The sequence below is a fragment of the Microcoleus sp. LAD1_D5 genome (assembly GCF_036702115.1).
In the GTDB taxonomy this organism is placed as follows: Bacteria; Cyanobacteriota; Cyanobacteriia; order Cyanobacteriales; family Microcoleaceae; genus Microcoleus.
Window position 1 is genome coordinate 1 of the sequence record NZ_JAUBSA010000020.1, and the last position, 25424, is coordinate 25424.

The 25424-nt window shown below is 45.5% G+C and carries 22 protein-coding genes and 1 pseudogene; 11 read left to right on the plus strand and 12 right to left on the minus strand.

What is annotated here, in order from left to right:
• Window positions 1-2501: nSTAND1 domain-containing NTPase (locus tag QUA70_RS11095; RefSeq protein WP_333410410.1), on the minus strand; the 2501-nt coding region annotated here is incomplete at its 3' end.
• Between the two features lie 144 nt (window positions 2502-2645).
• Window positions 2646-3118, minus strand: a pseudogene (locus QUA70_RS11100) (DNA-methyltransferase).
• A 169-nt stretch (window positions 3119-3287) separates the two neighbouring features.
• Here QUA70_RS11100 and ribBA point away from each other — a divergent pair.
• The 5 genes from ribBA to QUA70_RS11125 all read left to right on the plus strand — a co-directional run bounded on the left by ribBA (window position 3288) and on the right by QUA70_RS11125 (window position 9040).
• Window positions 3288-5003 carry a bifunctional 3,4-dihydroxy-2-butanone-4-phosphate synthase/GTP cyclohydrolase II gene (gene ribBA, locus QUA70_RS11105; RefSeq protein WP_333349721.1) on the plus strand — a complete coding sequence of 572 codons (1716 nt, stop codon included), beginning with the start codon at window positions 3288-3290 and terminating at the stop codon, window positions 5001-5003.
• A gap of 264 nt (window positions 5004-5267) precedes the next feature.
• Window positions 5268-5438, plus strand: coding sequence for an HAD domain-containing protein (locus QUA70_RS11110; RefSeq protein WP_333349723.1), 171 nt, complete (start codon window positions 5268-5270; stop codon window positions 5436-5438).
• On the plus strand, window positions 5383-5724 hold the full coding sequence (locus QUA70_RS11115) for an HAD domain-containing protein (protein WP_333349725.1): 342 nt from the start codon (window positions 5383-5385) through the stop codon (window positions 5722-5724). The genes QUA70_RS11110 and QUA70_RS11115 overlap by 56 nt, the downstream gene beginning before the upstream one ends.
• 47 nt (window positions 5725-5771) lie before the next feature.
• Window positions 5772-7211, plus strand: coding sequence for a pentapeptide repeat-containing protein (locus tag QUA70_RS11120; RefSeq protein WP_333349727.1), 1440 nt, complete (start codon window positions 5772-5774; stop codon window positions 7209-7211).
• A 98-nt stretch (window positions 7212-7309) separates the two neighbouring features.
• Window positions 7310-9040 (plus strand): ATP-binding protein, encoded by a 1731-nt coding sequence (locus tag QUA70_RS11125; RefSeq protein WP_333349729.1) that lies wholly within the window; start codon window positions 7310-7312, stop codon window positions 9038-9040.
• Window positions 9041-9116: 76 nt separating this feature from the next.
• On the opposite strand, the gene QUA70_RS11130 is transcribed toward QUA70_RS11125, so the two are convergent.
• Both QUA70_RS11130 and QUA70_RS11135 read right to left on the minus strand, forming a co-directional pair.
• A complete protein-coding gene (locus tag QUA70_RS11130; protein WP_333323959.1) occupies window positions 9117-9797 on the minus strand; it encodes an OmpA family protein in 681 nt (226 codons plus the stop codon).
• A 7-nt stretch (window positions 9798-9804) separates the two neighbouring features.
• Window positions 9805-10500: a hypothetical protein gene (locus QUA70_RS11135; protein ID WP_333323957.1), complete on the minus strand. Its 696-nt coding sequence runs from the start codon at window positions 10498-10500 to the stop codon at window positions 9805-9807.
• An 881-nt stretch (window positions 10501-11381) separates the two neighbouring features.
• Here QUA70_RS11135 and QUA70_RS11140 point away from each other — a divergent pair.
• Window positions 11382-12386, plus strand: a complete 1005-nt coding sequence (locus QUA70_RS11140) for an RNA polymerase sigma factor, RpoD/SigA family (RefSeq protein WP_333323955.1) — start codon at window positions 11382-11384, stop codon at window positions 12384-12386.
• Here the strand turns inward: QUA70_RS11140 and QUA70_RS11145 are convergent.
• The gene (locus QUA70_RS11145) at window positions 12383-12571 is read right to left on the minus strand and encodes a hypothetical protein (RefSeq protein WP_333410412.1); all 189 of its coding nucleotides are present in this window, start codon (window positions 12569-12571) and stop codon (window positions 12383-12385) included. The two genes, QUA70_RS11140 and QUA70_RS11145, sit on opposite strands and share 4 nt — an antisense overlap.
• An 88-nt stretch (window positions 12572-12659) precedes the next feature.
• Here QUA70_RS11145 and QUA70_RS11150 point away from each other — a divergent pair, with 88 nt between their 5' ends.
• Complete coding sequence (locus QUA70_RS11150; protein WP_333323953.1) at window positions 12660-13157, plus strand: hypothetical protein; 498 nt, start codon at window positions 12660-12662, stop codon at window positions 13155-13157.
• Window positions 13158-13202: 45 nt separating this feature from the next.
• The gene (locus QUA70_RS11155; protein WP_333349731.1) at window positions 13203-15869 is read left to right on the plus strand and encodes a CHASE4 domain-containing protein; all 2667 of its coding nucleotides are present in this window, start codon (window positions 13203-13205) and stop codon (window positions 15867-15869) included.
• 49 nt (window positions 15870-15918) lie between these two features.
• Here QUA70_RS11155 and cobO read toward each other — a convergent pair whose 3' ends face one another.
• From cobO to QUA70_RS11170, 3 genes are all read right to left on the minus strand, one after another.
• A complete protein-coding gene (cobO, locus tag QUA70_RS11160) occupies window positions 15919-16554 on the minus strand; it encodes a cob(I)yrinic acid a,c-diamide adenosyltransferase (protein ID WP_333349733.1) in 636 nt (211 codons plus the stop codon).
• A gap of 59 nt (window positions 16555-16613) precedes the next feature.
• Entirely contained in the window at window positions 16614-17192 is a 579-nt protein-coding gene (locus QUA70_RS11165) for a Uma2 family endonuclease (protein WP_333349735.1), read from the minus strand.
• Window positions 17193-17351: 159 nt separating this feature from the next.
• Window positions 17352-17978, minus strand: a complete 627-nt coding sequence (locus QUA70_RS11170) for a hypothetical protein (RefSeq protein WP_333323945.1) — start codon at window positions 17976-17978, stop codon at window positions 17352-17354.
• Window positions 17979-18095: 117 nt separating this feature from the next.
• Here QUA70_RS11170 and QUA70_RS11175 point away from each other — a divergent pair, with 117 nt between their 5' ends.
• The 3 genes from QUA70_RS11175 to rimM all read left to right on the plus strand — a co-directional run bounded on the left by QUA70_RS11175 (window position 18096) and on the right by rimM (window position 21028).
• Window positions 18096-19370 carry a molybdopterin-binding protein gene (locus QUA70_RS11175; RefSeq protein WP_333323943.1) on the plus strand — a complete coding sequence of 425 codons (1275 nt, stop codon included), beginning with the start codon at window positions 18096-18098 and terminating at the stop codon, window positions 19368-19370.
• Window positions 19371-19515: 145 nt separating this feature from the next.
• Complete coding sequence (locus QUA70_RS11180; protein ID WP_006632834.1) at window positions 19516-20148, plus strand: response regulator; 633 nt, start codon at window positions 19516-19518, stop codon at window positions 20146-20148.
• A gap of 238 nt (window positions 20149-20386) precedes the next feature.
• Window positions 20387-21028: a ribosome maturation factor RimM gene (gene rimM, locus QUA70_RS11185; RefSeq protein ID WP_333323941.1), complete on the plus strand. Its 642-nt coding sequence runs from the start codon at window positions 20387-20389 to the stop codon at window positions 21026-21028.
• 69 nt (window positions 21029-21097) lie between these two features.
• On the opposite strand, the gene QUA70_RS11190 is transcribed toward rimM, so the two are convergent.
• The 4 genes from QUA70_RS11190 to QUA70_RS11205 all read right to left on the minus strand — a co-directional run bounded on the left by QUA70_RS11190 (window position 21098) and on the right by QUA70_RS11205 (window position 25050).
• A complete protein-coding gene (locus tag QUA70_RS11190) occupies window positions 21098-21556 on the minus strand; it encodes a phosphate-starvation-inducible PsiE family protein (protein ID WP_333323939.1) in 459 nt (152 codons plus the stop codon).
• Between the two features lie 360 nt (window positions 21557-21916).
• Window positions 21917-22228 (minus strand): RNA recognition motif domain-containing protein, encoded by a 312-nt coding sequence (locus tag QUA70_RS11195; RefSeq protein WP_332948676.1) that lies wholly within the window; start codon window positions 22226-22228, stop codon window positions 21917-21919.
• 16 nt (window positions 22229-22244) lie between these two features.
• Window positions 22245-22520 carry a hypothetical protein gene (locus QUA70_RS11200; protein WP_333323937.1) on the minus strand — a complete coding sequence of 92 codons (276 nt, stop codon included), beginning with the start codon at window positions 22518-22520 and terminating at the stop codon, window positions 22245-22247.
• A 322-nt stretch (window positions 22521-22842) separates the two neighbouring features.
• Window positions 22843-25050, minus strand: coding sequence for a nitrate reductase (locus QUA70_RS11205; RefSeq protein WP_333323935.1), 2208 nt, complete (start codon window positions 25048-25050; stop codon window positions 22843-22845).
• Window positions 25051-25424 lie beyond the last annotated feature (374 nt).

Genomic DNA, 25424 nt, shown 5'->3' on the forward strand with positions numbered 1-25424 from the left:
ACGCTAATGACCCCTTCGCTATGGCCGGCAAGGGTGGCAATCGGTTTTTGGCTTTGCAAATTCCACAGTTTGATGGTGCCGTCATAGCTGGCGGAAGCCAAAGTCTTGCCATCTGGACTAAATGCGACGCTAATGACCCAATCGCTATGGCCGGGAAGGGTGGCAATCGGTTTTTGGCTTTGCAAGTTCCACACTTTGATGGTCTTGTCACGGCTGGCGGAAGCCAAAGTCTTGCCATCTGGACTAAATGCGACGCTAAAGACCGAATTGCTATGGCCTTCTAAACGGTGTTCGTTCACTCCATAAACTGCTTGTCGCAAAGCAGTCAAAACTTGCATTGAAGGTTGAGCTTTTGTGCGTTTAATTGGTATGGCTGCTCCTAAACTTGCTATAAGTGCATCGAACTTTTGATTTTTATTAAAAAGTTCGATTGAATACTGACTGAGAGCATCACTTTGACCTAACTGAACTCTTTGTACTTGCCACCACTGCCAATTAGCAAAAATAGCCAAACTAGAAACAACGATAAAAGCACCAGACACTCCAAAAGTAGTTAATTGCCGCCTACGTTTTTGCATCCGAACGCTAACCTGAATAAAATCTCGTTCTTCCTGCGTCATTTCACCGGCGCGTTTACGCAACCACTCTGCTGCCACATTTAACGGTACACCTCGCAACAACGCCCCAGAGTCATGATTGTTATTTTTCCACTCCCGCAGGGCCACTTTCAGCCGTTCTTGCCAAGTCCGAAAATCACGGTTGGCATTGATCCACTCACGCAGTGTTCCCCATTCCCGAATCAGTGCTTCATGCACCACTTCTACCGTATCTTGCGGTTCTTGCCGGCCTGTGACTACCAAACGCGCTCGATATCCCGCTAAATAACTAACCAAATTCCAGTTATCTTCCCCCACTTCCGCACGAGTAGCAATGCGCCTGGTATCCTCCGTTCCTTCCCCCGGACGCACTAATTGCACAAATATTCGCTGTGCCTGCTTTTTCTCTGTTTCGCTTAGTTTTTGATAAATTTGCTCGGCATGATTAGCAATTGCTTTTTTTACCCCACCAATTTCTTCATAAGCTTGGTGAGTTAACTCTCGGTTGATTTGCTTTTCCCACAAACGAGTCAGGGCAAATTCTAATAAAGGTAAGTTCCCCGGTTCTTCCCCCACATCATCAAGAATGCGTTGAGTTAATTGAGCCTCTAACTGTACTGCCAATTTTTGAGCCGGCAATTCAATGGCTTGTTGTAATTCCTCCCGTTTCATGGAACTAAGCAATTGTGGTGTAAATTCCTGCAAAGCATCCCGAAACGGACGATAGGAAAGCACATAACCGTAAAAGTCAGCACGTAACGTCAAAACTAATGTAATATTTTGTTGAGTAATCGCCGTTAGCAACTCATTAACAAAACGTTCCTGTTCTTCCTTCACCTGACAAAGGGTGTACAGTTCCTCAAATTGGTCGGCAACTAACAACAACCTTTTACCTGGGTTACGATCTAAAATGCGAGATACAACTTGCTGTAAAGTGATTCTCCCATTTTGTAAATCGCCGGCTAATCCTACCGCTTCCCGCAATTTTTGAGTTTCACCCGCTTCTGGTTCTAATTGCCGCACTAAGGCAGAAGCCAAAGGCAAAAACGGTTCTTTTCCGGGACGAAATGATTCAATTAACCAATGTCCTTCTTTTCGCAATTTGGGAATTAACCCCGCATACACCACAGAAGATTTACCACTTCCACTTGGCCCAACGACAGCTACTAAGGGTTGTGTCTGAGTGACTTCTACTAACTTATTTACAAAATTTTCTTGTCCAAAAAAGAAATTTGCATCTTCTTCACTAAATGCAGACAATCCTTGGTAAGGGTTAGGCGGGATAACATCTTCAAAATTAATTAAAATCTCATCAAGCCCAGCATCAGTTAACTTTTTTCTTTTAAAAAAAACCGGAGTTTCATGCTCTAGGAAACTCCTCATCTGCGAACGAGCTAAATCATAGGCTTCTTCAACTTCACATCCTGCAAAAATCCCATCATAAAAGGCCAGCGCAAAGGCAACTGCTGCTCTATCTCCCACGGCTCTATTCATGCCAACTACATACTTAACGTATTGGCTAATTGCATCAGCTTGTACTTCCGAATAACAAGCATTGAGGATTACGCACTCTACCCCTTTTTTGGCAAATATTTTAAACATACTAGCGAGGGCATTTGTCGGCACCAGCGCCATTTTTCCAGTATCATCTTCTAGAACAATTCCATCTTCTCCCGCACCATGCCCGCAAAAGTGAACAATGTGCGGTTGATAATCTAAGATAGCCCGGTAAAAGTCACGGGAACGCACCGCCCATTTTTGTTCTAATTTATACTGTTCTCGTTTGTTTGCCCTTCGCAATCCTTCGTCAATCTCCCGGATTTCTTGATCCAACCGCAAGTGAGCAGTGTTTTTGGGATTAGCTGCCAGAATCAGAATTGTTTGGACGCGGGCGGTATTACTCATAAGACAAACGAATGATAGGATTATTTTTTAATAGCCTATACGGTTATCCCGAGTTTTAGGTGATCATAAAAACAAAGCTTCCCGTGATACAGGCCGGAAAGCCTGCGTGAGCGAGACGCTCACACTACCGTTTCCACCACAAATCTAGAATAGCCCTTCATCCAAATTAAATGTATACTTGTATTGATTTTTTACATACCAGAGAAACTTTTCATTGCGGGGTGAAAAGAACTTGCTGCCCGCAACTCCCGCGCCGTAGTTCCAGACAACTTCTTGAATCAGATAAAAAGGCACTTTGTTCCAAAGCAGATAGGAAATCGGAATTGCTTTTGCCCGATCGCGAATTGACAAATAACCTAAATTCAGCCAAAACGCTCCTCGATCGTTACTCGGTAAACCTCCGCTATCCACTGCTCGCACCAGTTTAAATACTCATCTAACACCAAGGATTTTTCGTACTCTTTGCCAATGTTATAAGGCGGGCTGGTAACGGTTAAATCTACAAATTGATCGGGCAGCAACTTCATTGCCTCCAAACAATCCAGGTTATAAATTAGGCAATTAGGAGCTTGGAAGTACGGTTTACCTAAAATATTCGCGATCTCAGTCAAGCTCATGAAATATTGGGGAGAAATTTTGTTGACAAGATGCAATAATTATAGTAAGTGAGTTGAGAAAGAGTGTCAAACTCATCTGGACTGGGAATCGCCCTGTCGGAAACAAAAGGTTACAATCACAAATACATTCTATTTCCATAACATTACTGTTTATAGCTTGAACTCCTCAGTGACAAATAACAACACCTCAACTCAATCCTTTCAATTTGACTCGATCGACAGCGCCCTCGCAGACCTCAAAGCAGGTCGCATGGTGGTAGTAGTCGATGACGAAAATCGCGAAAACGAAGGCGATGTGATTTGTGCCGCCCAATTCGCCACCCCCGACAACATCAATTTTATGGCCGTGAACGCGCGGGGTTTGATTTGTCTGGCATTGAGTGGCGAAAGGCTCGATCGCCTGGAATTGCCCCTGATGGTCAGCAAAAACACTGACAACAACCAAACTGCCTTCACTGTCAGCATCGATGCAGTCAACGGCGTCAGTACCGGTATCTCGGCCGAAGACCGCGCCCGCACCATCCAAGTAGCCATCCACCCGGACACCAAACCTCAAGACTTGCGCCGTCCCGGTCATATTTTCCCCCTGCGGGCGATCGACGGTGGCGTCCTCAAACGCGCCGGTCACACCGAGGCCTCGGTTGACCTCGCCAGACTCGCCGGCCTGTATCCCAGCGGCGTGATCTGCGAAATTCAAAACCCCGACGGTTCGATGGCGAGGTTGCCGGAATTAATCGAGTACGCCAAAACCCACAACCTTAAAATAATCAGTATTGCTGACTTAATTAGCTACCGACTCAAGCACGATCGATTCGTCCGCCGCGAAACCGTCGCCCAATTGCCCACTCAATTCGGCGAGTTTATGATTTACGCCTACCGGGACACCCAAGACAATTCAGAACACGTTGCTATTGTCAAGGGCGACCCGGCAGAATTTAAAGACAAACCCGTGATGGTGCGGGTGCATTCCGAATGCCTGACCGGCGATGCTTTGGGTTCCCTGCGCTGCGACTGCCGGATGCAACTGCAAGCGGCACTGAAAATGATCGATAATGTCGGTTCTGGCGTCATAGTTTACTTGCGCCAAGAAGGTCGGGGCATTGGATTGGTAAATAAACTAAAAGCTTACTCGCTGCAAGATATGGGATTCGATACCGTAGAAGCCAACGAGCGGTTGGGATTTCCCGCCGACTTGCGGAACTACGGCGTCGGAGCGCAAATGCTCAACGATTTGGGAGTTAAAAAAATTCGGTTGATTACCAACAACCCCCGCAAAATTGCAGGTTTGAAAGGTTATGGAATTGAAGTAGCCGATCGCGTCCCCTTACTGATTGAAGCCACAGATTACAACTCGATCTATCTGGCAACAAAAGCCGAAAAACTCGGTCATATGCTGCTGCAAACTTATTTAGTAACCGTGGCGATGCAGTGGAACGAAACGAAGGAAGAAGCCAGAAGCCAGAAAGCAGAAGGAAAAGAGGAAGATTCTGCAATCCAAAATCGCTACCAACACCTGGAGAAACTGCGGCATTTGGCGGCTAGCCAGCACTTGCTGCTGCAAGAAGAAGCGCGGCCGGTGGGAATAGCCCTTTTCGGAGAAGGCTCCCTCATCGTTCACCTTGGCTTCGATCAAGTCGGACTCTGTGCCCCCGACTGGTACTCTGAGGTAAACCATCCTTACGTCAAGGCGATCCGCCACATTCTGGGCGACCTCAGCACCGAGCCGAATTTGCAAACATTAGAATTGATGGTTTCCTCCGGTGCAGATCCGCTCAAAACCCTGCAAGTCCAGCTCGATCGCGAGACATTCCCTTTGTCGGAATTAGTCGGAATTTGCGATCGGCTCGAACCTCAAAAAATCTACAGTTTTGCCCCTATTCCCTGAAGGCAGAATGTAGAAGCCTTCCCCCCTATCCCAGCAGGGGGGAAGGCCGGGGCCCAGAAAAACAGTGAATTTCAGAACAATACTTGTTGATACCAACATCTTCCTTTCGTCAGAAAGCAGCAGCCAAGAAAAACAGTGAATAACAATGTTGATTGCAGTCTAACCAGTCGAGGCAGCGAACACTTGAGAGAGTATCGTAGATGCACATTTATCTTCTTAACAAGTATTAATACTCATTAAATCATTCAAGAGGAATTTTACTTAATGTTAATTTTCTTAGATATTGATGGTGTACTTATTCCTGACAGAAGAAATGAAAGAGATAGCTCCCTAGCAGATATAATGAAATTTAATTCAGCTTGCCTCAATCACTTTGAAAATGTCCTTCGTTCCTATCTATCATGCGCGAGTAGTAATTTCATCCTCTTGGCGTGAAATATTTCCCTTCGAGGTAATCCCTCCATTGTTTTCACCAGATATCGCTAGCCGTATTATCGGATTCACCCCTTTCCTCAATCCCAAAAATATTCACCAACACAAATATCTACGACACCAGGAAGTTCTTGAGTATCTTCGACAAAATCAAGCAGAAAATTCACCGTGGGTAGCCATTGACGATATTCCCGAACACTATCCGCCAGATTCGCCAGTTGTGGCTATTGATGATTACAATGGTTTTGACCAGAACTCAGCAAAGGTACTTTCAGAATATCTAACTTGATTTCAAATGTTAGGAAAAAAGTATCGGAATAGAGAGGGCGAATTGATATGGAAATGAACGCTGGTGACTTACTGCAGCGGCTCGACCTCAGGGGACAAGCGCTTAAAGGCGCCAACCTCGGAGGTGCGGAACTCCGGGGAGCCAACCTCAGAGGCACAGACCTCCGAGAAACCAACCTCAGCAACGCTCTTCTCAGGTATGCAGACCTGATAGACGCCGACCTCACCGGCGCCAATCTCAGCGGGGCGGATTTAGCTGAATCATTTCTCAATTTAGCTAACCTCACTAGAGCCGATTTGACCAGTGCTGTCCTCCGAGAAGCTACTCTCGTAGGAGCCGAACTCGTGGGCGCCAACCTCAAAGGCGCAAGTTTGATCAAGGCTAATTTAGTTGGAGCAAATCTCCACGAAGCCAACTTAACCAGAGCCAACCTCAGCGGAGCCGATTTCCGCGGTTCTCAGTTGAGCAGCGCCATTTTAGACAAGGCCGTATACAACAACCGGACTATCTTTCCCGAGGATATTGACCCGGGTGCAATGGGAGCATTTTTGCTAGCTCCCAATGCTTCGCTCGTCGGCTTAAATCTGGCTATGGTAGATTTGACCGAAGCCGATTTAAAAGGAGCCGATTTGCGGCGGACAAATTTATACAAAGCTATTTTATTTGGCGCCAAACTCGATCGGGCAAACTTAGCAGGAGCCAACCTCAGCGGAGCGGACTTGAGGGAAGCCAGTTTGAACGCCACGATTTTAGAAAAATCTGTTTATAGCAACAAGACTTTGTTTTCAGCAGGTATCGACCCCAGTCTGGGCGGAGCTTATTTGATTGCTCCCAATGTATCGCTGCAAGGGGTAAACTTAACCGGAGCCGACTTAAACGGGTCAGATTTAAGTGGAGCTAATTTGAGCGGTTCTAAATTAAGTTCGGTCAATCTCAAAAATGTAGACCTCAGCAGAGCTAGCTTAAAAAAAGCTGACCTCAAAGGTGCAAACTTGGAGGGAACAGATTTGAGAGGAGCCGATTTAAGCGGCGCAATTTTAAACGAAGTAAACTTGAGTTCGGCTGACCTCCGGGGTGTAGACTTAACAAGGGCAGACCTCAGTGGCGCTAATTTAAGCGATGCCGATTTGAGGGAGACAGATTTCACCGGAGCTACTTTGCTGTTCGCTAACTTGAGCGGGGCAGACTTAAGAGGTGTAGACTTGACAAAAGCTGACCTCAGCGGCGCGAAGTTAAACGAAGCTGACCTTAGAAAAGCAGATTTGATGAGAGTAAATTTGGAGGGAGCAGATTTAACTGAGGTAGACTTGAGCGATGCTAATTTATTCCGGGTTAATCTCAGAGGTGCTAACCTCAAAGGTGCTAACCTCAAAGGCGCAAGTTTAAAAGGGATATTTTTGACCGACGCTTATTTGAGCGAAACGGATTTGACCGATATAGAGCTGAGCCCGAGTTTTTTTGAAGAGTCAGTTGAATCGGAATGGTAATTCGTTGACTGTTAACAATCGAAAATCACCAATCAAAAGTCGCCCAGCGACAATTGCTCGATTATTAACAATCGAAAATCACAAATCACAAATCACAAATGGATCGACCGTTAGGCTCTGTTATTCAAGGTTCCCTCAGCAAGGGATTAGAAGTGCGACTGCACGCCGATGTTTCGGTGGAAGATATGAGGGTGGGGAAATTTCTAGTAGTGCGAGGGGTGCGATCGCACTTTTTCTGTATGCTCACCGACGTGTCTCTCGGAACTTCTAGCGCTCGCATTTTATCGAATCCTCCCAATCCCAACGACGATTTTCTTCTAGCAGTGCTAGCCGGTAGCAGCACCTACGGCACGATAGAACTCTCGCCGATGTTGATGTTGAGTGCAGAACGAGAAAAACAGCAGGCAATTTTTGACCCCCTAGGCGGCCCAGTCCGCGAGAACAAGTTGGCGTTAGGAAATTTGGCTTCTTTTGAGTCACAAACGGGTGCGGATATTGAGTTGCTGCCGGTCAAAACTATTCCCAGCCACTTTTCCCAGGTGTTTGATGCCAAAGAAACCGATTTTCGGGCAGTTTTTGGCTGGGAAGATGACCCGTACCGCCGCAATTTTGCGATCGGCAAACCGATTGACATGGACGTTGCTGTGTGCTTGGATTTAGACAGGTTTGTGGAACGCAGCAACGGAGTTTTTGGCAAGTCGGGAACGGGAAAATCTTTTCTGACTCGCTTGCTTCTATCGGGAATTATTCGCAAGCAAGCTGCTGTTAATTTAATTTTCGATATGCACTCGGAGTACGGGTGGGAAGCTGTTTCGGAAGGGAAACAGTTCAGCACTGTTAAAGGTTTGCGGCAGTTGTTTCCCGATAAAATTCAGATTTATACCCTCGATCCAGAATCGACCAAACGCCGGGGAGTCCGCGACGCTCAAGAGTTGTTTTTGAGTTTCGATCAAATTGAAGTGGAAGACATCGCCCTAGTGCAGCGCGAGTTGAATTTGTCGGAAGCTAGTATCGAAAATGCGATTATTTTGCGAAATGAGTTGGGAAGTGGTTGGATCAACAAGTTGCTGGAAATGACCAACGAAGATATCCAAATGTTTTGCGAAGAAAAGCGGGGAAATAAGTCTTCGATTATGGCTTTGCAGCGCAAATTAGAGCGACTGAATGATTTGAAATACATTCGGAAACGCTGTCCGAAAAATTATGTAACTGAAGTTTTGCAGTGTTTAGATGGTGGAAAAAATGTAGTAATTGAGTTCGGTTCGCACTCGGATTTGCTGTCCTATATGTTGGCGGCAAACGTGATTACTCGCCGCATTCACCAAGCTTACGTGCGGAAAGCAGAGAAGTTTTTGCAGAGTAAAAATCCGTGCGATCGCCCGCAGCCGTTGGTGATTACCATAGAGGAAGCTCACCGCTTTCTCGATCCGGCGATCGTCCGATCGACTATTTTCGGTACAATTGCCAGAGAAATGCGAAAATACTTTGTCACCCTGCTGATTGTAGACCAGCGCCCCTCCGGCATCGATGCTGAAGTCATGTCGCAAGTAGGCACCCGGATCACAGCTTTGCTAAACGATGATAAAGACATCGATGCTATTTTTACCGGCGTTTCGGGAGGGCAGAGTTTGCGTTCAGTTTTGGCAAAACTCGACTCCAAACAGCAAGCATTAGTTTTGGGGCACGCCGTACCGATGCCCGTAGTCGTGCAAACTCGCCCCTATGACGAGCAATTCTACAGAGAAATTGGGGATATTGACTGGCAAGAAATGCCGGATGAACAAGTATTTGCCGAGGCAGAATCTGCTAAAATGGATTTGGGGTTTTAACAACAGATTAAACCCTTATAAAATCCCTTTTTATCAGCGTTCATCTGCGTGCATCTGCCGTCAAATAATCTAATTCCTATGTTTTAATAATTAATTCAACGCGGCGGTTTTTCTCTCTCCCCACCGGGTTGTCTGAGCCGTCTAAATTATTATTAGGAGAAATCGGTTTAGTTTTGCCGTACCCTTTGGTTTGCATTCGGGTATTCTGCACCTTGAAAACGTTGATAAAATAATATTTTACCGCTGCGGCTCGCTTCTGGGAAAGTTCTAGATTATAGGCATTTTCTCCTTTGTTGTCGGTGTGTCCGTTGATGAATATTTGGGCGTTTTTGTAATGTCTCAGCAGCAGATTTATCTTGGTGAGAGTGGGTTTAGCTTGGGCGCGGACGTTATATTTATCAAAATCAAATAAAATAGTTTCTGGCACATTAATTCTGATGCCTTCAGGTACTTTTTCGGCGTTCAACTCTGTTTCAATGTTTTTGACAGTCTCGGTTGTTATTTGAGTTGGTAGCTGCTCCTCTGTCGCAGTTTGATTAGCGGTGATATTCTCAATTTTTACTGTAGTCTGAGCAATAATTTCAACTTTTACTGTAGTAGGAGTAATTGGTATTACTTCTAAGGTTGTAACTGCTGTTGATTCTGATTCAACAGTATCGACTTTTGCGGATTTACTGGCAGCCAACTGAGAGGATGAGGTCGCGAAAAGCAATAATGAGATTATGGTAGTATTAATCAGTCTAAGTAGCTTTGTCATTTCTCAATTACCTCTTAATTGGAATATTGTTGAATAGGGTAATAGAGCTACCCTCATATATAGTGGAATATAGATCCAAAGAATCGGCTTTCGGTTGTAACCAACCTACGAATACAAACTGCCCTTTGAGCGTAGTGCCTGGTTTAATCATAATTTGGGTATTATTGGAGGGAGGTAATAAATTATATCGTTGCCCATAGTTGTCGTAGAGATACATACCATCTTTACCATTAAGCATTACAACTTCCTTGCTACCATTTGTAATCGCCATAGTCACTATAATGCTATCTTCACCAAAGGTAATTTTTGTCAGCCGTCTCCATAGTTGTTGATTGATAACGCGCAGGTCGTAAGTTTGTGCAGGTGGCAGAGAGTTTGTAGGTTTTTGGGCAACCTCTAAACTCGTTTGAGTCGGAATTGGTGGGGAAATTTGAGTTTTTTGTCCTATTGGTGTTTGAGTAGGCGGTGAAATAGGTGGAGTCTGAATTGGCGTAGGAGTTAGGGTATTGGGTGCGGGCGATGCGGCGGGTTCTTGTGCTATTGGTGTTTGAGAAGGAGGTGAAATGGATGGAGTTTGAATTGGCGTAGGAGTTGAGGTATTGGGTGCGGGCGACGCGGCGGGTGCTTGTGCCAATGGGTTCTGCACACAGGCGACACACACCAGCGATAGTAATGCTAATTGTGGGAAATTTTTAGCTTTCATTGCAGCACCCGATCGAGCTTTTGTGCTAATCTTAATATAGAGTGGTAGCTTTTGTTGCGGCTTTAATCTAGCCTTGAGAATTAGATGAGCTACAAAGTGCGATCGCCCTTAAAATCTCTTTAACTAGAAATTGCGATCGAACGTCCAAAAAATTAGGCCCCAACTTTCAGTCAGAAGCTTTTCCCCTTTCACCCCCTCACCCCTCATCCCTAACTGCCCAAAATTTGCATAAGCTTAAAGATGATGGAGATGATGGAGCCTAGTGACACAATGAAAGTCAAACAGGGCAACAGCCAGCCTTTATACACCTTGTCGTTACTCGCAGCAGAATTGGCTTAGCATATTTAAATAAAAATGTCAATAAATATTTTAAACAGTTACTCGCATCTAATACGGCGATCGAGTTCGGTTATCTCGCATCCCACCATCTAGGCAGCGAGAAAATTTCAAGCGATGATAGAACAGAGAGCAAAACAAAGCCCTCGAATTGCATGAGTCTGTTTGCATGAGTATTGTGAAGTTGAGTTGCAGTTAAAACTAACAGGGAATTCAAAACCTTAAGGAAAAATGTAGAATCTTGACCTTAAGACAGAGGTTTTTAGCCTTTACGATCCTCAAAATTGGGAATAGTATTGAGAAAACTAAACTCTTGCTTCACTTCGCCTTAAACTAGCCGTTAAAGCTAGCGAGCTACCGAAAATCGACGGCGATTACTGGAAATCAAGCACAAAAGTAATCCCAAACAAAAAGCTTCTACCGATCGTCACCGATAAACAATAGGGGAAACATCCCCTTTGTCGCAGTCTTTATCCCACTTGCAAAAGTGGGACAGGGTATCACCAACTTTTTATCTGTTGTTACAAGGAGTGCAATACTCACCCATGTCCACCACAACCCCCAAAAACAAAACAGTGAAAGCCGATCGCATGGGCAGCCGGCCATACTCCTCAACGGATACGGTTCGTACCTATCTGCACGAGATCGGTCGCGTACCCCTGCTAACCCGAGAAGAAGAAATTGTTTTCGGGAAGCAGGTGCAGCAAATGATGAAATTAATCGAAGCAAAACAAGCACTTGCTAAAGAATGGCAGCGGGATCTGACGGATCAAGAGTGGGCTGCCGAAATGGAGTTGACCGAACCTGAACTTAGCCGCATCTTACACATAGGGCGGCGGGCAAAGCAAAAAATGATTGAAGCCAATTTGCGGCTAGTAGTGGCGATCGCCAAAAAATACCAGAAACGCAATATGGAATTCTTGGATTTAATTCAAGAAGGCACCCTCGGTTTAGAACGAGGAGTCGAAAAATTTGACCCGATGCGGGGATACAAATTTTCCACATACGCCTACTGGTGGATTCGGCAAGCAATTACCCGCGCGATCGCCCAACACGCCCGCACAATTCGATTGCCAATTCACATCACCGAAAAACTCAACAAAATCAAAAAAGTGCAGCGGGAACTCACGCAGCAGTTGGGCCGGTCTCCCTCCCCCGGAGAAATTGCCGCCGCTTTGGAACTGCACCCTTCCCAAATTCGGGAATACCTGCTGATGGCAAGACATCCAGTTTCTTTGGACTTGCGGGTAGGAGACAACCAAGATACCGAACTGCAAGAACTCTTAGAAGACGAAACGGCATCTCCAGACAACTACATTACCTCGGAATTACTGCGGCAAGACCTCAATACTTTGATATCAGAACTTACCCCCCAGCAGCGAGATGTAATAATTCTGCGCTTCGGTTTGGAAGACGGCACAGAAATGTCTCTGGCGAAAGTCGGAGAACGGTTAAATCTCAGCCGGGAACGGGTGCGGCAGCTAGAACATCAAGCCCTGGCCCACCTGCGGCGCCGTCAATCTCAAGTCCGAGAATACTTGGCTAGTTAGTCACTAAAAAAGTTGAGATTTCCCAAAATCTCAACTTTTTTTTGTGTTGCCGCTGCTGGGAAGGATACTTTTATTTGAGTGGTCGATCGCGCGATCGGAGGCGACGCAAAATTTGTCAAAACTAATCTTATATTTAAGTTCAGGAACCAGGCGGGCGATCGTTCATTCAAGTTAATAGCCAACATTAAGCCAAATACCCGGTTTCTCTGCGATCTTTTTGAAACTGGTACAAGAGGCGCTGGGAAACAGCTATTTTAAATTTTGGGGTCTGGAGTGGTTTTGACTTATTTGATATTGACAGGAAGTTTAGAAGCGATCGCGATCGTGCTTGCTCTGTGGCCCGGTAACTTCAGCATCGCATTCCCCGCACACCGATCACACGACTCGGACATCAAATCCGGCGTTTTAAGCTCGCAATCCCCGCCAAATCCTGGGCCAGATACAGCTAGCACAGGTTTAGGAGATGGCATTTATCTCTACGGTCAGTCGAGCCAGCCAGACGAACTTAAACAAGAATATTTTGTATTTGAAATGCGACAGAGTAAGGTAGTAGGCGCTTTTTACCTGCCTCGGTCTGCTTTTTACTGTTTTTACGGCACAAGCGATCGAACTCAGTTAAATTTAACAGTAGTGGACAGTTACGACGGCAGTCGCTCTCCCTACTCGGTAAACCTGGAACAGTATTACCCAATTCCCACCATCAGCGAGAACGATCGGCGCATCTTGGGTATTTGCAAAGAATCTCACAAACAGCAGGTGTGGGAAAAGTAGGAAACACGCGCTGCGCCACCAGTCAATCGATTTTAGATTTTAGAATTGAACAAAGCAACCCCACTGATACATCGGGGACCCCCAGATCAAATTGCTTTCGGTCAGGGTTCAGGAAACAGTAGTAAAATTGCTCCTGAGTTGAGAATTTTGGACGGACACTACACACATGGCAAGATGAAACTGCGTCGGAAAACACTATCGATCATTGGCATTACCATCGCTGGATTGACTGGCATTCTGTATGTCGCCTCCTCAAGCATCCTCTTGGGCAGCCTGATCAAAGCAGAGGAACAAGAAGCCACACAGGTTGTCAAGGGAGTGCTCAGTGTGTTTGGGCAAACCGCAGATGACTTCAACTCGCGCTTTGCCGACTGGTCGTCCTGGGACGACACCTACACTTTCATCCAAAACCGCAACTCAGAATTCATTGCCTCCAATTTAATTCCAGAAGGACTCGCTAATATAAGAGTTAATATAGCCATTTTTGTCAATACTTCTGGCAAAATAGTTTACGGTACGGGTTTAGACAGCGAAAAGCTGAAACTAACGCCTGTTCCAGAAGCATTAAAAGGGCGCATTTCTCTCAGCGACCCGCTGTTGCAGCACCCCAACGCCAAAAGCAGCCTCGCTGGTATCCTGCTGCTACCGTCAGGGCCAATACTGATTACTTCCCGGCCAATTCTCACGACTAAAAGCACCGGCCCGATCCGGGGTACGCTGGTATTCGGGCGCAATTTGGATGCTGCGAGCATTGCGAAGGTTTCTAAAATTACTCGCTTGCCATTAATAGTACACAGCGTTAATGAGGCTCAGTTGCCTGCAGACTTCGAGAAAGCGCGGGAGAAACTGTCGGAAAAAAAACCGATTTTTGTGCGTCCTTTAAGCGAAGAGTCGATCGCGGGTTACACTTTGATCCGGGATATTTACAACAAACCTGCGCTGCTATTGCGGGTGGATATCCCCAGAGAAATATACCGGCAAGGTCAAATTAGTTTGCTGTACCTGCTGGGGTCTGTAGCGTTAGCGGGAGTTGGGTTGGTCGGCTGCACTCTGCTGCTACTAGAGCATCTGGTGCTATCTCGGTTGAGCGGTTTGGCGAAAGCAGTGAACCACGTCAGCAGCAGCCAAGACCTCTCGGTGCGACTACCGGTGACGGGCGAAGATGAGTTGTCCGACCTTGCCCATACTATCAACGGAATGTTGAGTGCGATCGCGATCGCCGAAAGCGAACAACTTGAGGAAAAAGCCCGCTACCGAGCCGTAGTCGAGCAAGCTACAGATTGTATTTTCCTGTGGGACGCTCAAACCAAACGCCTTTTGGAAGCCAATACAGCGTTTAGAGACCTGCTCGATTACAGTCTTGATGCGATTTCGCAACTGACTATTTACGATATCATCGCTTACTCTAAAGACCTAATTGACAACAATATCGAGTTGCTGCTGACGGACAAACAATTCAGAATTGGCGAAGTTCTCTACCGCCGCCGAAACGGTTCTTGCGTGGATGTAGAAGTGAGCGGGAGCGTGATTTCCTACGGCGGCCGCGAGATTATTTGCACTGTTGTCCGCGACATTACTGAGCGCAAGCAAGCCGAAGCCGAACTGCGAGCCTCGGAAGAACGCTACAGACTTTTGTTCAAAAATAACCCCCATCCGATGTGGGTTTACGATTTAGAAACTCTGGAATTTATAGCCGTCAATCATGCTGCTGTCCAACACTACGGCTACACTCGTGACGAATTTCTCAACATGACCATTACGGACATTCGTCCCCCTCAAGAGCTGCCGAGATTGTTAGAAAATAAATCCCAAGTAGATGTCGGGATTGAGTTTGCAGGTGTGTGGCAGCACCAGAAAAAAGACGGAACAATTATTGATGTAGAAATTACTTCTTATGCCCTGCTATTTGATAGCAGAAATGCTGAATTAGTGCTAGCTCACGACGTGACCGACCGCTTGCAAGCCGAGGCAGAACTCTACAAGGCAAAGGAAGCCGCAGAAGCAGCTAGTTTGGCTAAAAGTCAGTTTTTGGCTAACATGAGCCACGAACTGCGAACCCCTCTGAATGCGATTATCGGTTACAGCGAGATTCTGCAAGAAGAAGCTTTAGACTTGGGCGAAGAAAATTTTGTGTCGGATTTGGAGAGAATTCACCATTCAGGCCAGCTTTTACTTTCCTTAATTAATGATATTCTGGACTTGTCAAAGATTGAAGCCGGTCACGCGGAACTTGAATTAGAAACTTTTGACGTGTCGGAGGCAGTTCAAGATGTAGCCAGAACTGTTGAACCGCTATTTTTGCGAAACACAAATCGCCTGAATGTGGAGTGTCCTAATAATATTGGCGAATTGTATTCCGATCAAATTAAGCTTACTCAAATTTTGTTTAATTTGCTCAGCAATGCAGCTAAGTTTACTCATCAAGGGACAATTACACTCAGCGTTGAAAGAATTAAACATGAGGAGAATAGTGGGGATTCTGAACAGTTAATTTTTAATTGTACTGATACGGGCATTGGGATGACTCCTGAACAGCTACAAAAGTTATTTCAACCTTTTACGCAAGCTGATGCTTCGACTACCCGCAAGTACGGAGGTACGGGTTTGGGTTTGGCAATAGCGCAGAAATACTCTCAGATGCTGGGGGGAGAAATTAGTGTGAGTAGCGAGTTTGGCAAGGGGTCAACTTTTACTCTGATGTTACCAGCATAGCTCTCTTTTAAATTTTATATCGGGGAAAAAGTCTTGACGACAAACAACATTAATACTCAATACCTGGTTGAGCTTTAATGCCTTGTTCTCGGAATGGATGCTTAACTAAAGTCATTTCTGTCACCAAGTCTGCGCGTTCGATTAGCGCTGGCGGGGCCCCTCTGCCTGTTAAAATAATGTGGGTTTGTTCTGGCTTTTGGTCTAACCCGGAAAGAACTTGCTCTACTTGCAAATAACCAAGTTTTAATGCTATATTGACTTCATCTAGAAGAACTAATTTAAATTCGGGATTGTAGATAAAAGTTAGGGATTTTTCCCAGGCTTTTTGAGCTGTTTCGATATCTCGATCGCGGTCTTGTGTGTCCCAGGTAAAGCCTTCTCCCATTGCATGAAATTCTAGCTGTTTTTCCCACAGTTGAAAAACGGCTTTCTCTGCGGGTTCCCACGCGCCCTTGATAAATTGTACTATAGCGACGCGGTAGCCGTGACCGAGCGATCGCACAACCATTCCCAAGGCAGCCGTGGTTTTGCCTTTACCGTTACCCGTATTGACTATAATTAAACCTTTTTCTTTGGAGGAGTTAGCGATTCGTTGTGATTGCACTTCTTGGCGGCGCTGCATTTTCTGCTGGTGTTGTTCCGCTGTTAAGCCAGTGGTTACAGTGGTTTCTGTATTGCTTTCCATAATTTTTTTTTTAACCGCCGATAAACGCAAATAAACGCTGATAGATGGAAGATGTCTAGTTATTGCCACAGTGTTTTCAAGTTTAGCACGAAACCGGGCAAAACATCTTCTCCTGACAGTTCTGTTGGACCTTCCAAAACTTCTATTTCCTGTCCTTGACGATAGATTTCGACTCGGCGGGTTTTGCGGTTGATTAACCACCCTAGTTTTACTTGGTTATTCATGTATTCTTGCATTTTGTCTTGAGTGTCTTTTAAACTATCGGTTGGCGACATTAACTCTAAGACAAAATCCGGGGCAATGGGAGGAAATTTTTGTTTTTGTTCGGGAGTAAGTCCATCCCATCTTGATTTTTCAATCCAAGAGACATCGGGAGAACGATTGGCACCGCTGGGCAGTTTAAAGCAAGTTGAAGAATCGAAACAAACTCCTAGTTTACTTTGTCTGTTCCAAATCACAAAATCCGCATTAATTTCTGAATTGTAATTTCCGGTTTCTCCTCCTGTGGGTGACATAACGATTATTTCTCCTTGGGCGTTGCGTTCAAATTTGACATCGGGGTTTTCGCGGCACAGTTGATAAAATTGGTCGTCGGTTATTTTGGCGATCGAGTTGAAGTTGATGGTAACTGCTATCATGGTATTTTATCAGGATGCGTTGGAATTTTTAAACCACATAATGTATATGAATGCGGATAAATGCCGCTCGATGCAGATGCTGTAAATATTATTGATGGAGGAAGGACGATTTGAATTGTATTTTTTGGGCGTAACTTGTGATATCATTATATCACCTACTTATAATAACGAGCTATCAATAGTTTTATAAAAAGCTTTGTGCAGTAAACACTTACAGACATACCAATAATAAAATGCAATGTTGATTTCGCTAAACAGTTTAGGTACTCCCTCTAGTAAACTGGAGAATATCTTGTTTTTTAAATGCAGGGAATCCACGCCGATAGCCAAAAACAACAAGCCCAAACCAGTTAACAATATTTGGTAGGGAGTTAACTGTAGTTCTCGCCTAAAAAACCATCCGTAGGAGAACAAAACAATGGCGTACAAAAGACTTACTCCTAGCTTGGGAATTCCTACTGCTATCATATATATATGAATTCTGTAAATTTGATTCAGCAGAAATCCCCCTGTTAAAAGAGCGGAAAATAAAATAAATCTATTTTCTACATGGCGCGGTTGAAGAGTTTTAGCTAATCCATAGGTGAAAGTACAAACAATGACGGGTACAGAACATAAAATTTGGAAAGTTCGAGTTAACAAGGCGACATTGGGATTGGGGGAAAAATAAGGTTGAAAGAATAAATCGCTGACTTTTAAGCCGGAAAGTTGAGTTGAAATTATCAGCAGCGCCACCAAGAAGAAAGATAAACAATTGAGTCGAACAACAGAGCGACAAATAGTCATAAGCAATTAATACCAAAAAGTAGGTTTACTGCCCCAATACAAAAAAATTATATCACCAATATCTCTGGATACTTTGCTAAACTTAATCAGGAGTGTTATCAAAACAAGGAGACAGTGATGCTGTCAGTGAAAGAAGCAGAATCGATCGTTCTAAATTTGGCGCAACCCCTCGACAGTCAGTGGGATGTAGAAACTGTAGACTTGCTGGCAGCATCGGGGCGCATTTTGGCTGCACCCGTCATTGGTTCCCTGGATTTTCCTTATTGGGACAATTCGGCAATGGATGGGTACGCGGTGCGGTTTGCGGATGTCGAAAACTGTAACGCCGAAAAACCGATCGCACTTGATATCGTTGAAGAAATTCCAGCCGGATATCAGCCTCAAAATACCGTCCAATCCGGGCAAGCAGCGCGAATTTTTACGGGTGGGGTGATGCCTGCCGGTGCTGATACGGTGGTAATGCAGGAAGAAACGAGGCGAGAGGGCGATCGTATTTTTATCTTAGTTTCTCCTGAAAAACCGCAAGCATTTGTCAGGCACAAAGGCGCTTTTTATCAAGCAGGAACAACTTTGCTAACTCCCGGTACAGTTATCAATGCCGCAGAAATGGCGGTGTTAGCAACAGCCCAGTGCATTCAAGTTCCCGTTTATCGGCGGCTGCGGGTGGCAATTTTTTCTACTGGTGACGAATTGGTATCGCCAAACGAACCTTTGGCGCCGGGGAAACTGGTAGACTCGAATCAGTATGCTTTGACAGTTTTGTTGTCCCAAATGGGATTTGAACCGATTCGATTGGGGATTGTTCCTGATAATGAAGATGCCTTAAATAAGGCGATATCCGGGGCTGTTGCGACTGCGGATGTGGTGCTTTCTACGGGGGGCGTCTCGGTAGGAGACTACGATTATGTAGAGAAAATTGTGGCAGATTTAGGAGGAAAAATTCACATTAGTTCTGTGGCGATTAAGCCGGGGAAACCTTTAACGGTTGCTGCGTTTAAACGAGGTGAAAAAAATCAGGATTCGCCGAGTTTGAGTTCGGATTGTCTCTATTTTGGTTTGCCGGGGAATCCGGTTTCGGCTTTAGTCTGCTGTTGGCGGTTTGTTGTGCCTGCTTTGAGAAAAATTTCTGGGCTTGGCGCGGATGCTTGGGGGCCGGAGTTTGTCAAAGCTAGGTGTAATGATGAATTGCGATCGCCTGGTCGGCGCGAAACTTATGTTTGGGGTAAACTACATTTAGTGGCGGGAGTGTGGGAATTTGAACCTGCTAGCGGCAGCCAAAATTCAGCGAATTTAATTAACCTCGCCAATACGACTGGTTTAGCAGTTTTGCCCGCATCGGAAACCTGGATTGGGCCGGGCGAATTCGTGGAAGTTTTAAAAGTTAGTCATTAGTTACTTGTTATGGGTTATTTGTTATTGGTTCGGTATAACTTCATGTAAAATATTAACAACAAAGGAATCTTCCTTCTTCCGACTTCCATCGGACTGACATCCGTTACATCCGTTACACAATCCGTTGCCGAACTTCCTTCGTATTATGAGAATTTTAATTGTTGAAGATGACCCGATGATGCAACTGGGATTAGAGCAAGTTTTAGCCGATTCCCCAGAAATAGAAATAGTAGGACAAGCAGAAGACGGCTATTTAGGCGTAGCAGCCGCACTGAAACTAAAACCTGATATTATTGTGATGGATATCGGTTTGCCACGGCTGGACGGCATAGCAGCGACGCAGCAAATTAAAGCACAACTGCCAGAAGTTCGAGTAGTAATGTTAACTTCTCACACTGCAGAAACTGAAATTATTGCTGCCCTTTCTAGTGGTGCTGATGCTTATTGTATTAAAGGTGCTTCCGTAGACAGGCTGTTAGCAGCGATTGCAGCCGCAGCAGAGGGGGCTACATATCTTGACCCTCAAATTGCCCGGACTGTTATCGAACACCTCAAACCCCCGATACCTGCCTCTACAACTACTTTTGGTCAGTTGTCGCAGCGGGAATTGGAGGTGTTAAAATTAATGGTGGAAGGTAACAGCAATCCCGAAATTGCAGCGGCGCTTTACTTGAGTCCAAATACTATTAAAACTCATGTTCGCGGTATTATGAATAAGTTGGCAGTGGATGACCGCGTGCAAGCAGCAGTTGTAGCGCTGAGAACTGGATTGGTGTAAAGAAGGAAGTTCGGCAACGGATTGTTTAACGGATTTAACGGATGTACCGGATGGATGTTTATTTAAGAGGGAGGTTTGGTAACGGATTGTTTAATTTTTTAAGGGATTTAACGGAGGTTAAGAAGAGGTTCCAGGGAATAATTCTTAGTTACCAATTCCTAGTTACCAATTACCAATTAGCAATTCCCACTTGCCAATTACCAATTATCAATTACTAGCAATTAGAGTGATATAATCTATGTCTGAGTGGATAGAAATCGGTAAAATTGTAGCAGCTCAAGGTTTGGACGGGGAAGTGCGAGTCTATCCCGATTCGGATTTCCCAGAAAGATTTATCGAACCGGGGAAGCGGTGGATTTTGCGCCCTAACAAAAGTGAACCGGAACCGATCGAGTTTTTGGGCGGTCGCTACATTCCGGGCAAAGGACTGTATGCTGTAGAGGTAGAGGGTGTGGAAGACCGCGATAGTGCTGAGGCGCTGCGGGGCTGTAAGTTGTTTGTTGAAAAGACCGATCGACCTTACCTTGAATCGGATGAGTTTTACGTCCAAGATTTGATCGGTATGGAAGTTTTTAACCAGTTAACCGGGGAAATTTTAGGCAAGGTAAGTGATATTATTCCCGCAGGTAACGACCTTTTAGAGGTAGAAACGAACTGGGATCAGCCGGAAACAGTCGTCGCAGAATTAGAAAAGCCAAAACAGCCTGAAACTCCCCAAGCCAACGCTGACCCTAGAAATACCCGCAAACCACGGAAAATTCGTGTTAAAGAGCCTAAATCAACAAAAATATTGATTCCTTTTGTGGAAGAGATTGTACCAGTTGTTGACTTAGAACAAGGCAGAATTGAAATTGTGCCTCCTCCTGGTTTATTGGAATAATATCATTTCGGGTCGCTCGACCGGATATGATATTAGTTATTAACAATTCGCCATCCCCAATTCCCAATATTAATCCTTTCCTCTATTTGTGACTCGCACTATCAAGTAACTGATGGAAAGCGCGAAAATTGCAGTCGCCAAACCAATCAAGTCGGCTGCGGTTTTTTTTTCCAGGTCAAGAATGATGATTTTTCGAGATACTGCTATCAAAGAAGTTACAATAACTAGCTCTACTTGAATTACGTGCTTTTTCAGATAAGCTGTAATATTTTCCAAGATTTCCAGAGCAATTAAAACATTTAAAAATAACCCAAATATGACAAACAACGTGTCTTTTAACAAATTATCACTGTGGTTTACCAATTCTTTTGCTAAAAAAATCAGCAAATCGCAAACGCTGAGGAGAATTACCCAAATCATCGCCAGTGATAAAATTTTCGATATTATTACCTCTACACTTTCTGTAAAATGCAGAAAATTTTCCTCATTCCCTAACTTAGAAATTTGCCTAAATATTTTTTTCAGCATACCAGTGATTTAGTCATCTTTCTTGATGATTCTGTCATTGTTCGGTACACTTTGCAAGCGCCCAACTCTGGGATTTCCTGGTTTCGCGGCGCCACCCTGGCGCTGGACAAGGGTCTTTTCTCTACCTGTTATATTTTATAGTTTTTCGTGTCAACTAGGAATCGATCGCACGCGATCGAACTCCTGATTAATAATTTTTGCCATAAAAAAGCCTCAAACTATTGCCTAGCAATATTTTGAGGATTTTAAGGCGCGGTACAACCACTGAACTAACTATCTATTCTCAACAAAGAATGATTGTTGACTCCCAGCTTGCTCCGACGCAATATACAAGATAGCTAAAAATTTAGCTTGGGTGGTTTAGTAGCGACGAGAATTGCCACCGCGATCGTTGTTGCCCCAGTTACCGCTGTTAGAAGAACCACGTTCTTCACGGGGTTTTGCCTTATTGACCTTGAGGTCGCGACCCATCCACTCAGCACCGTCAAGAGCCTCAATGGCTGCGGCTTCTTCGGCTTCAGTAGACATTTCTACAAAAGCGAAGCCCCGCATCCGACCTGTTTCCCGGTCAGCAGGCAACTGAACGCGCTTTACTGTTCCGTACTCTCCAAAAGTTTGGTTGAGGTGCTCCTGCGTTACTTCGTAGGATAAATTGCCGACATAGATTGACATTGAACATTCTCCAGAATCAGAGGGTGTAGAGATTTAAATCCGGAGGAACGCCGATCGAACGAACTGCACTGCCGAAAATAAAGCCTTGTAAAACGATTATAGCACCTTGAGGTGCAAACGGCAATTGTCTGACTCGATTAATTAAAAAGAAAGCAGAAGCCTTTTGCCATAAGGCATTCAGCCGAAGCAAAAACCCCCAATCAAGAAGGAAAAACTCAGAATAAATAAATTTAATTTTCCTTGTTTCCGGGCTCTGCCGGGGAAACGCAGCTTGTAGGGTGCGTAAGGGCATAACGATTTTAGGTTTTAGATTTGGGCTGGGGGAGTTGAGATTTATGTGTAGGCTGCGTCTGGACTCAAAATTGCTTGATCGAAAAAGGTTGTTACCCGAAAAACGGATACAAGCCCCCGACACTCGTCGTGGAGAGATCAAAATTTTAGACTCTTGTTCAAAATCCCAGATTCATCTGTGGAGTAAATCTCAAATCCTTCGACTGCTGGCGCTCGCCGAGCGTCTTGAGCCGAACGTCAACCGCGTTCATCCTGATGTCGATCGCCCGGGGCTTCCCGCTCGTTCTTCGGCGAGTTGTAACATCCCATAGTTGGACGGCAGTTCAAGAAGTGACGGCGAGGGTGGATTTTACCCAATTAAATTCCCCAACTTCTGCGGCAACTTCTGCTGCAACTTCTGCGACAACTTCCGCCGCAGTTTCTGCCCCAACCAGCACCAACTGCACCGCACAAGCTTTTAACTCAGGCTGTTTGGAATCTGGACAGCGTGCAGCATGAGTCATGGCATTGGCTTCAGCACCTTCGGCCCACAGAGCACCCCAGTGCATGGGTACAAATAGCGTACCTGGGGCGATCGCCTTTGTGACTTTTGCTGGAAACTGCCCCTTGCCGCGGCGCGATCGAACTTCCAGCAAATCACCCTCCTTAATCTGCAATTTGGCAGCATCGCGGGGGTGAATTTCCAAAAACGGATCGGGGTGCAATTGATTAATTTTTTCTGTTCTACCCGTCCGCGTCATCGTGTGCCAGTGTCCGTAAACTCTCCCTGTCGTCAACACAAACGGATAATTCGGATCGGGAGGTTCTGCCAGTCCCCGGGAGTGATAGGCCGAAAATCTCGCCCGCCCATCAGGAGTGTGAAAACGCCTGTCAGTATACAGCCGTTTCGCTTCGTTCGCTGGATGCACAGGCTCGTTTTCCCGGCAAGGCCACTGCTGCGGCCCTTCTTGGCGGATGTATTCGTGGCTGAGGCCGGTCATGTCGCAAGGCTGGCCCCGCGTCAACTGCGCGTACTCTGTAAAAACCTCCGCACTGTTCTCGAAAGCAAAGTGTTCGGCAAAACCCAACCGCCGTCCCACCTCGGCGAAAATGCTCCAGTCGTCGCGGGCTTCCCCGGAGGGAGTGTCGAAACCGGGACAAAAGGTAACGCGGCGTTCGGAATTCGTCATTACTCCGGTTTTTTCGCTCCACTGCGTTGCCGGCAGCAGGATGTGAGCGTAGGCGGAGGTTTCAGTTGGATAGTAAGCTTCTTGATAAATAGTAAAGGGCGATCGCAGCAAAGCGGCTTTAGTGCGTTCCAAGTCCGGCATACTCACCACCGGATTAGTAGCTGCAATCCACAGCAACTCGACATCGCCAGTTTCCAAACCGGTGATCATATCCCAAGCTGTGCGGCCCGGATTCGGGGAAATACTTCCCGGTGCGATTCCCCAAAACTCCTCGACTTGGGTTCTGTGTTCAGCATTTTTCACAAAACGGTAGCCTGGGAGCAAATGAGACAGTCCTCCAGCTTCCCGCCCTCCCATGGCGTTTGGCTGGCCGGTGAGGGAAAACGGGCCACTTCCCGGTTTGCCGATTTGACCTGTCATCAAGTGCAAATTAATCAGCGATCGCACCTTTGCGGTGCCTTCCGACGACTGATTCATTCCCATCGACCACAGAGACAAAACGCGCTGCGACTGTTCCCAGTAGTTTGCCGCCGTTTCTAACTCGCTGACAGTAATGCCGCAGCGCGAGGCTACAAACTCCGGCGTGTAGCTGCTAATAACCTCAGCAAAAGCTGAAAAATTCTCCGTGCATTCTTGAATAAACTCAGAATCTATTGCTTGCCTGCGTAACAGCAAATAGGCAATTCCGTTAAGCAAATCTATATCCGTACCTGGTTTAATTGCTAAGTGCAAATCCGCCGCTTCAGCAGTCGGAGTTCGCCTTGGATCTACCACAATCATCTTGACATTGGGATGCTTTTTGTGGTATTTTGCTAATCGATTAAATACGATCGGATGGCATTCCGCTGTATTGCTGCCAATAATAAAAGCGCAATCTGTTAATTCTAAATCGTCGTAACAGCAAGGCGGCCCGTCCGAGCCAAAGCTTTGAACGTATCCAGAGACTGCTGAAGACATACACAAGCGAGAATTAGCATCAAAATTATTAGTACCCAGACAACCTTTCATTAGTTTCTGGGCAATATAATAATCTTCTGTTGCGAATTGACCCGAACCGTAAACGCACAAAGCATCTGGGCCGCTGGTGCTGCGAATTGTTTGGATGCGATTAACAATTGCATCGAGAGCTTCGTCCCAGCTAGCGCGGCGGAACGGTTGGTCGAGAGTATCTCGCATCATCGGATACAGTAGCCGATCGCTCCGAATAGACTCTGCTACGGTTGCTCCCTTAATACAAACCATGCCCTGACTTGATGGGTGATTGCGATCGCCCCGGACTTTCCAACTTTGTTTTTTGTCGGGAACAACTTCTAGACCGCAACCTACACCGCAGTATGGGCAAAGAGTTTTTATAGTTTCCATCTGGTGATTTTAGATGCTAATTTTTGAAAGCTAATGGGTAATTGGTAATTCATCATTATAGTCGGAACTGAGGGTTCCTGCAAATAACGTTTTAATAATTACTAAATTACCGCAAAAATGCTTCACAGCAACGGACAATACCCTCACTTCAAATTAACCGCTCTCTTACTACAACTCGCGAGCCATCTGGTTTGTAGTCAGTGGATCGCTGCTCCTAAATCCCTCTCAAACAGAGGTACTCCAGCCCTAAATCTTGTCACCCCCACTATGGGGAGCGAGGAAGAATTCTTGCATGACTCAAATAGCGCCCAGGTACTACTTTTGACCTGGTTGTTAATACCAATCCGAGATTTAGTGCGGGAGTATTATGTCGC

Coding starts and splice junctions, on each gene's coding strand:
- QUA70_RS11110 (WP_333349723.1), top strand. CDS start 5,268: ATGTTAATTTTCTTAGATATTGATGGTGTACTTATTCCTGACAGAAGA.
- QUA70_RS11115 (WP_333349725.1), top strand. CDS start 5,383: ATGTCCTTCGTTCCTATCTATCATGCGCGAGTAGTAATTTCATCCTCT.
- QUA70_RS11120 (WP_333349727.1), top strand. CDS start 5,772: ATGGAAATGAACGCTGGTGACTTACTGCAGCGGCTCGACCTCAGGGGA.
- QUA70_RS11125 (WP_333349729.1), top strand. CDS start 7,310: ATGGATCGACCGTTAGGCTCTGTTATTCAAGGTTCCCTCAGCAAGGGA.
- QUA70_RS11130 (WP_333323959.1), bottom strand. CDS start 9,797: ATGACAAAGCTACTTAGACTGATTAATACTACCATAATCTCATTATTG.
- QUA70_RS11135 (WP_333323957.1), bottom strand. CDS start 10,500: ATGAAAGCTAAAAATTTCCCACAATTAGCATTACTATCGCTGGTGTGT.
- QUA70_RS11140 (WP_333323955.1), top strand. CDS start 11,382: ATGTCCACCACAACCCCCAAAAACAAAACAGTGAAAGCCGATCGCATG.
- QUA70_RS11145 (WP_333410412.1), bottom strand. CDS start 12,571: ATGTTGGCTATTAACTTGAATGAACGATCGCCCGCCTGGTTCCTGAAC.
- cobO (WP_333349733.1), bottom strand. CDS start 16,554: ATGGAAAGCAATACAGAAACCACTGTAACCACTGGCTTAACAGCGGAA.
- QUA70_RS11165 (WP_333349735.1), bottom strand. CDS start 17,192: ATGATAGCAGTTACCATCAACTTCAACTCGATCGCCAAAATAACCGAC.
- QUA70_RS11170 (WP_333323945.1), bottom strand. CDS start 17,978: ATGACTATTTGTCGCTCTGTTGTTCGACTCAATTGTTTATCTTTCTTC.
- QUA70_RS11175 (WP_333323943.1), top strand. CDS start 18,096: ATGCTGTCAGTGAAAGAAGCAGAATCGATCGTTCTAAATTTGGCGCAA.
- QUA70_RS11180 (WP_006632834.1), top strand. CDS start 19,516: ATGAGAATTTTAATTGTTGAAGATGACCCGATGATGCAACTGGGATTA.
- rimM (WP_333323941.1), top strand. CDS start 20,387: ATGTCTGAGTGGATAGAAATCGGTAAAATTGTAGCAGCTCAAGGTTTG.
- QUA70_RS11190 (WP_333323939.1), bottom strand. CDS start 21,556: ATGCTGAAAAAAATATTTAGGCAAATTTCTAAGTTAGGGAATGAGGAA.
- QUA70_RS11195 (WP_332948676.1), bottom strand. CDS start 22,228: ATGTCAATCTATGTCGGCAATTTATCCTACGAAGTAACGCAGGAGCAC.
- QUA70_RS11200 (WP_333323937.1), bottom strand. CDS start 22,520: ATGCCCTTACGCACCCTACAAGCTGCGTTTCCCCGGCAGAGCCCGGAA.
- QUA70_RS11205 (WP_333323935.1), bottom strand. CDS start 25,050: ATGGAAACTATAAAAACTCTTTGCCCATACTGCGGTGTAGGTTGCGGT.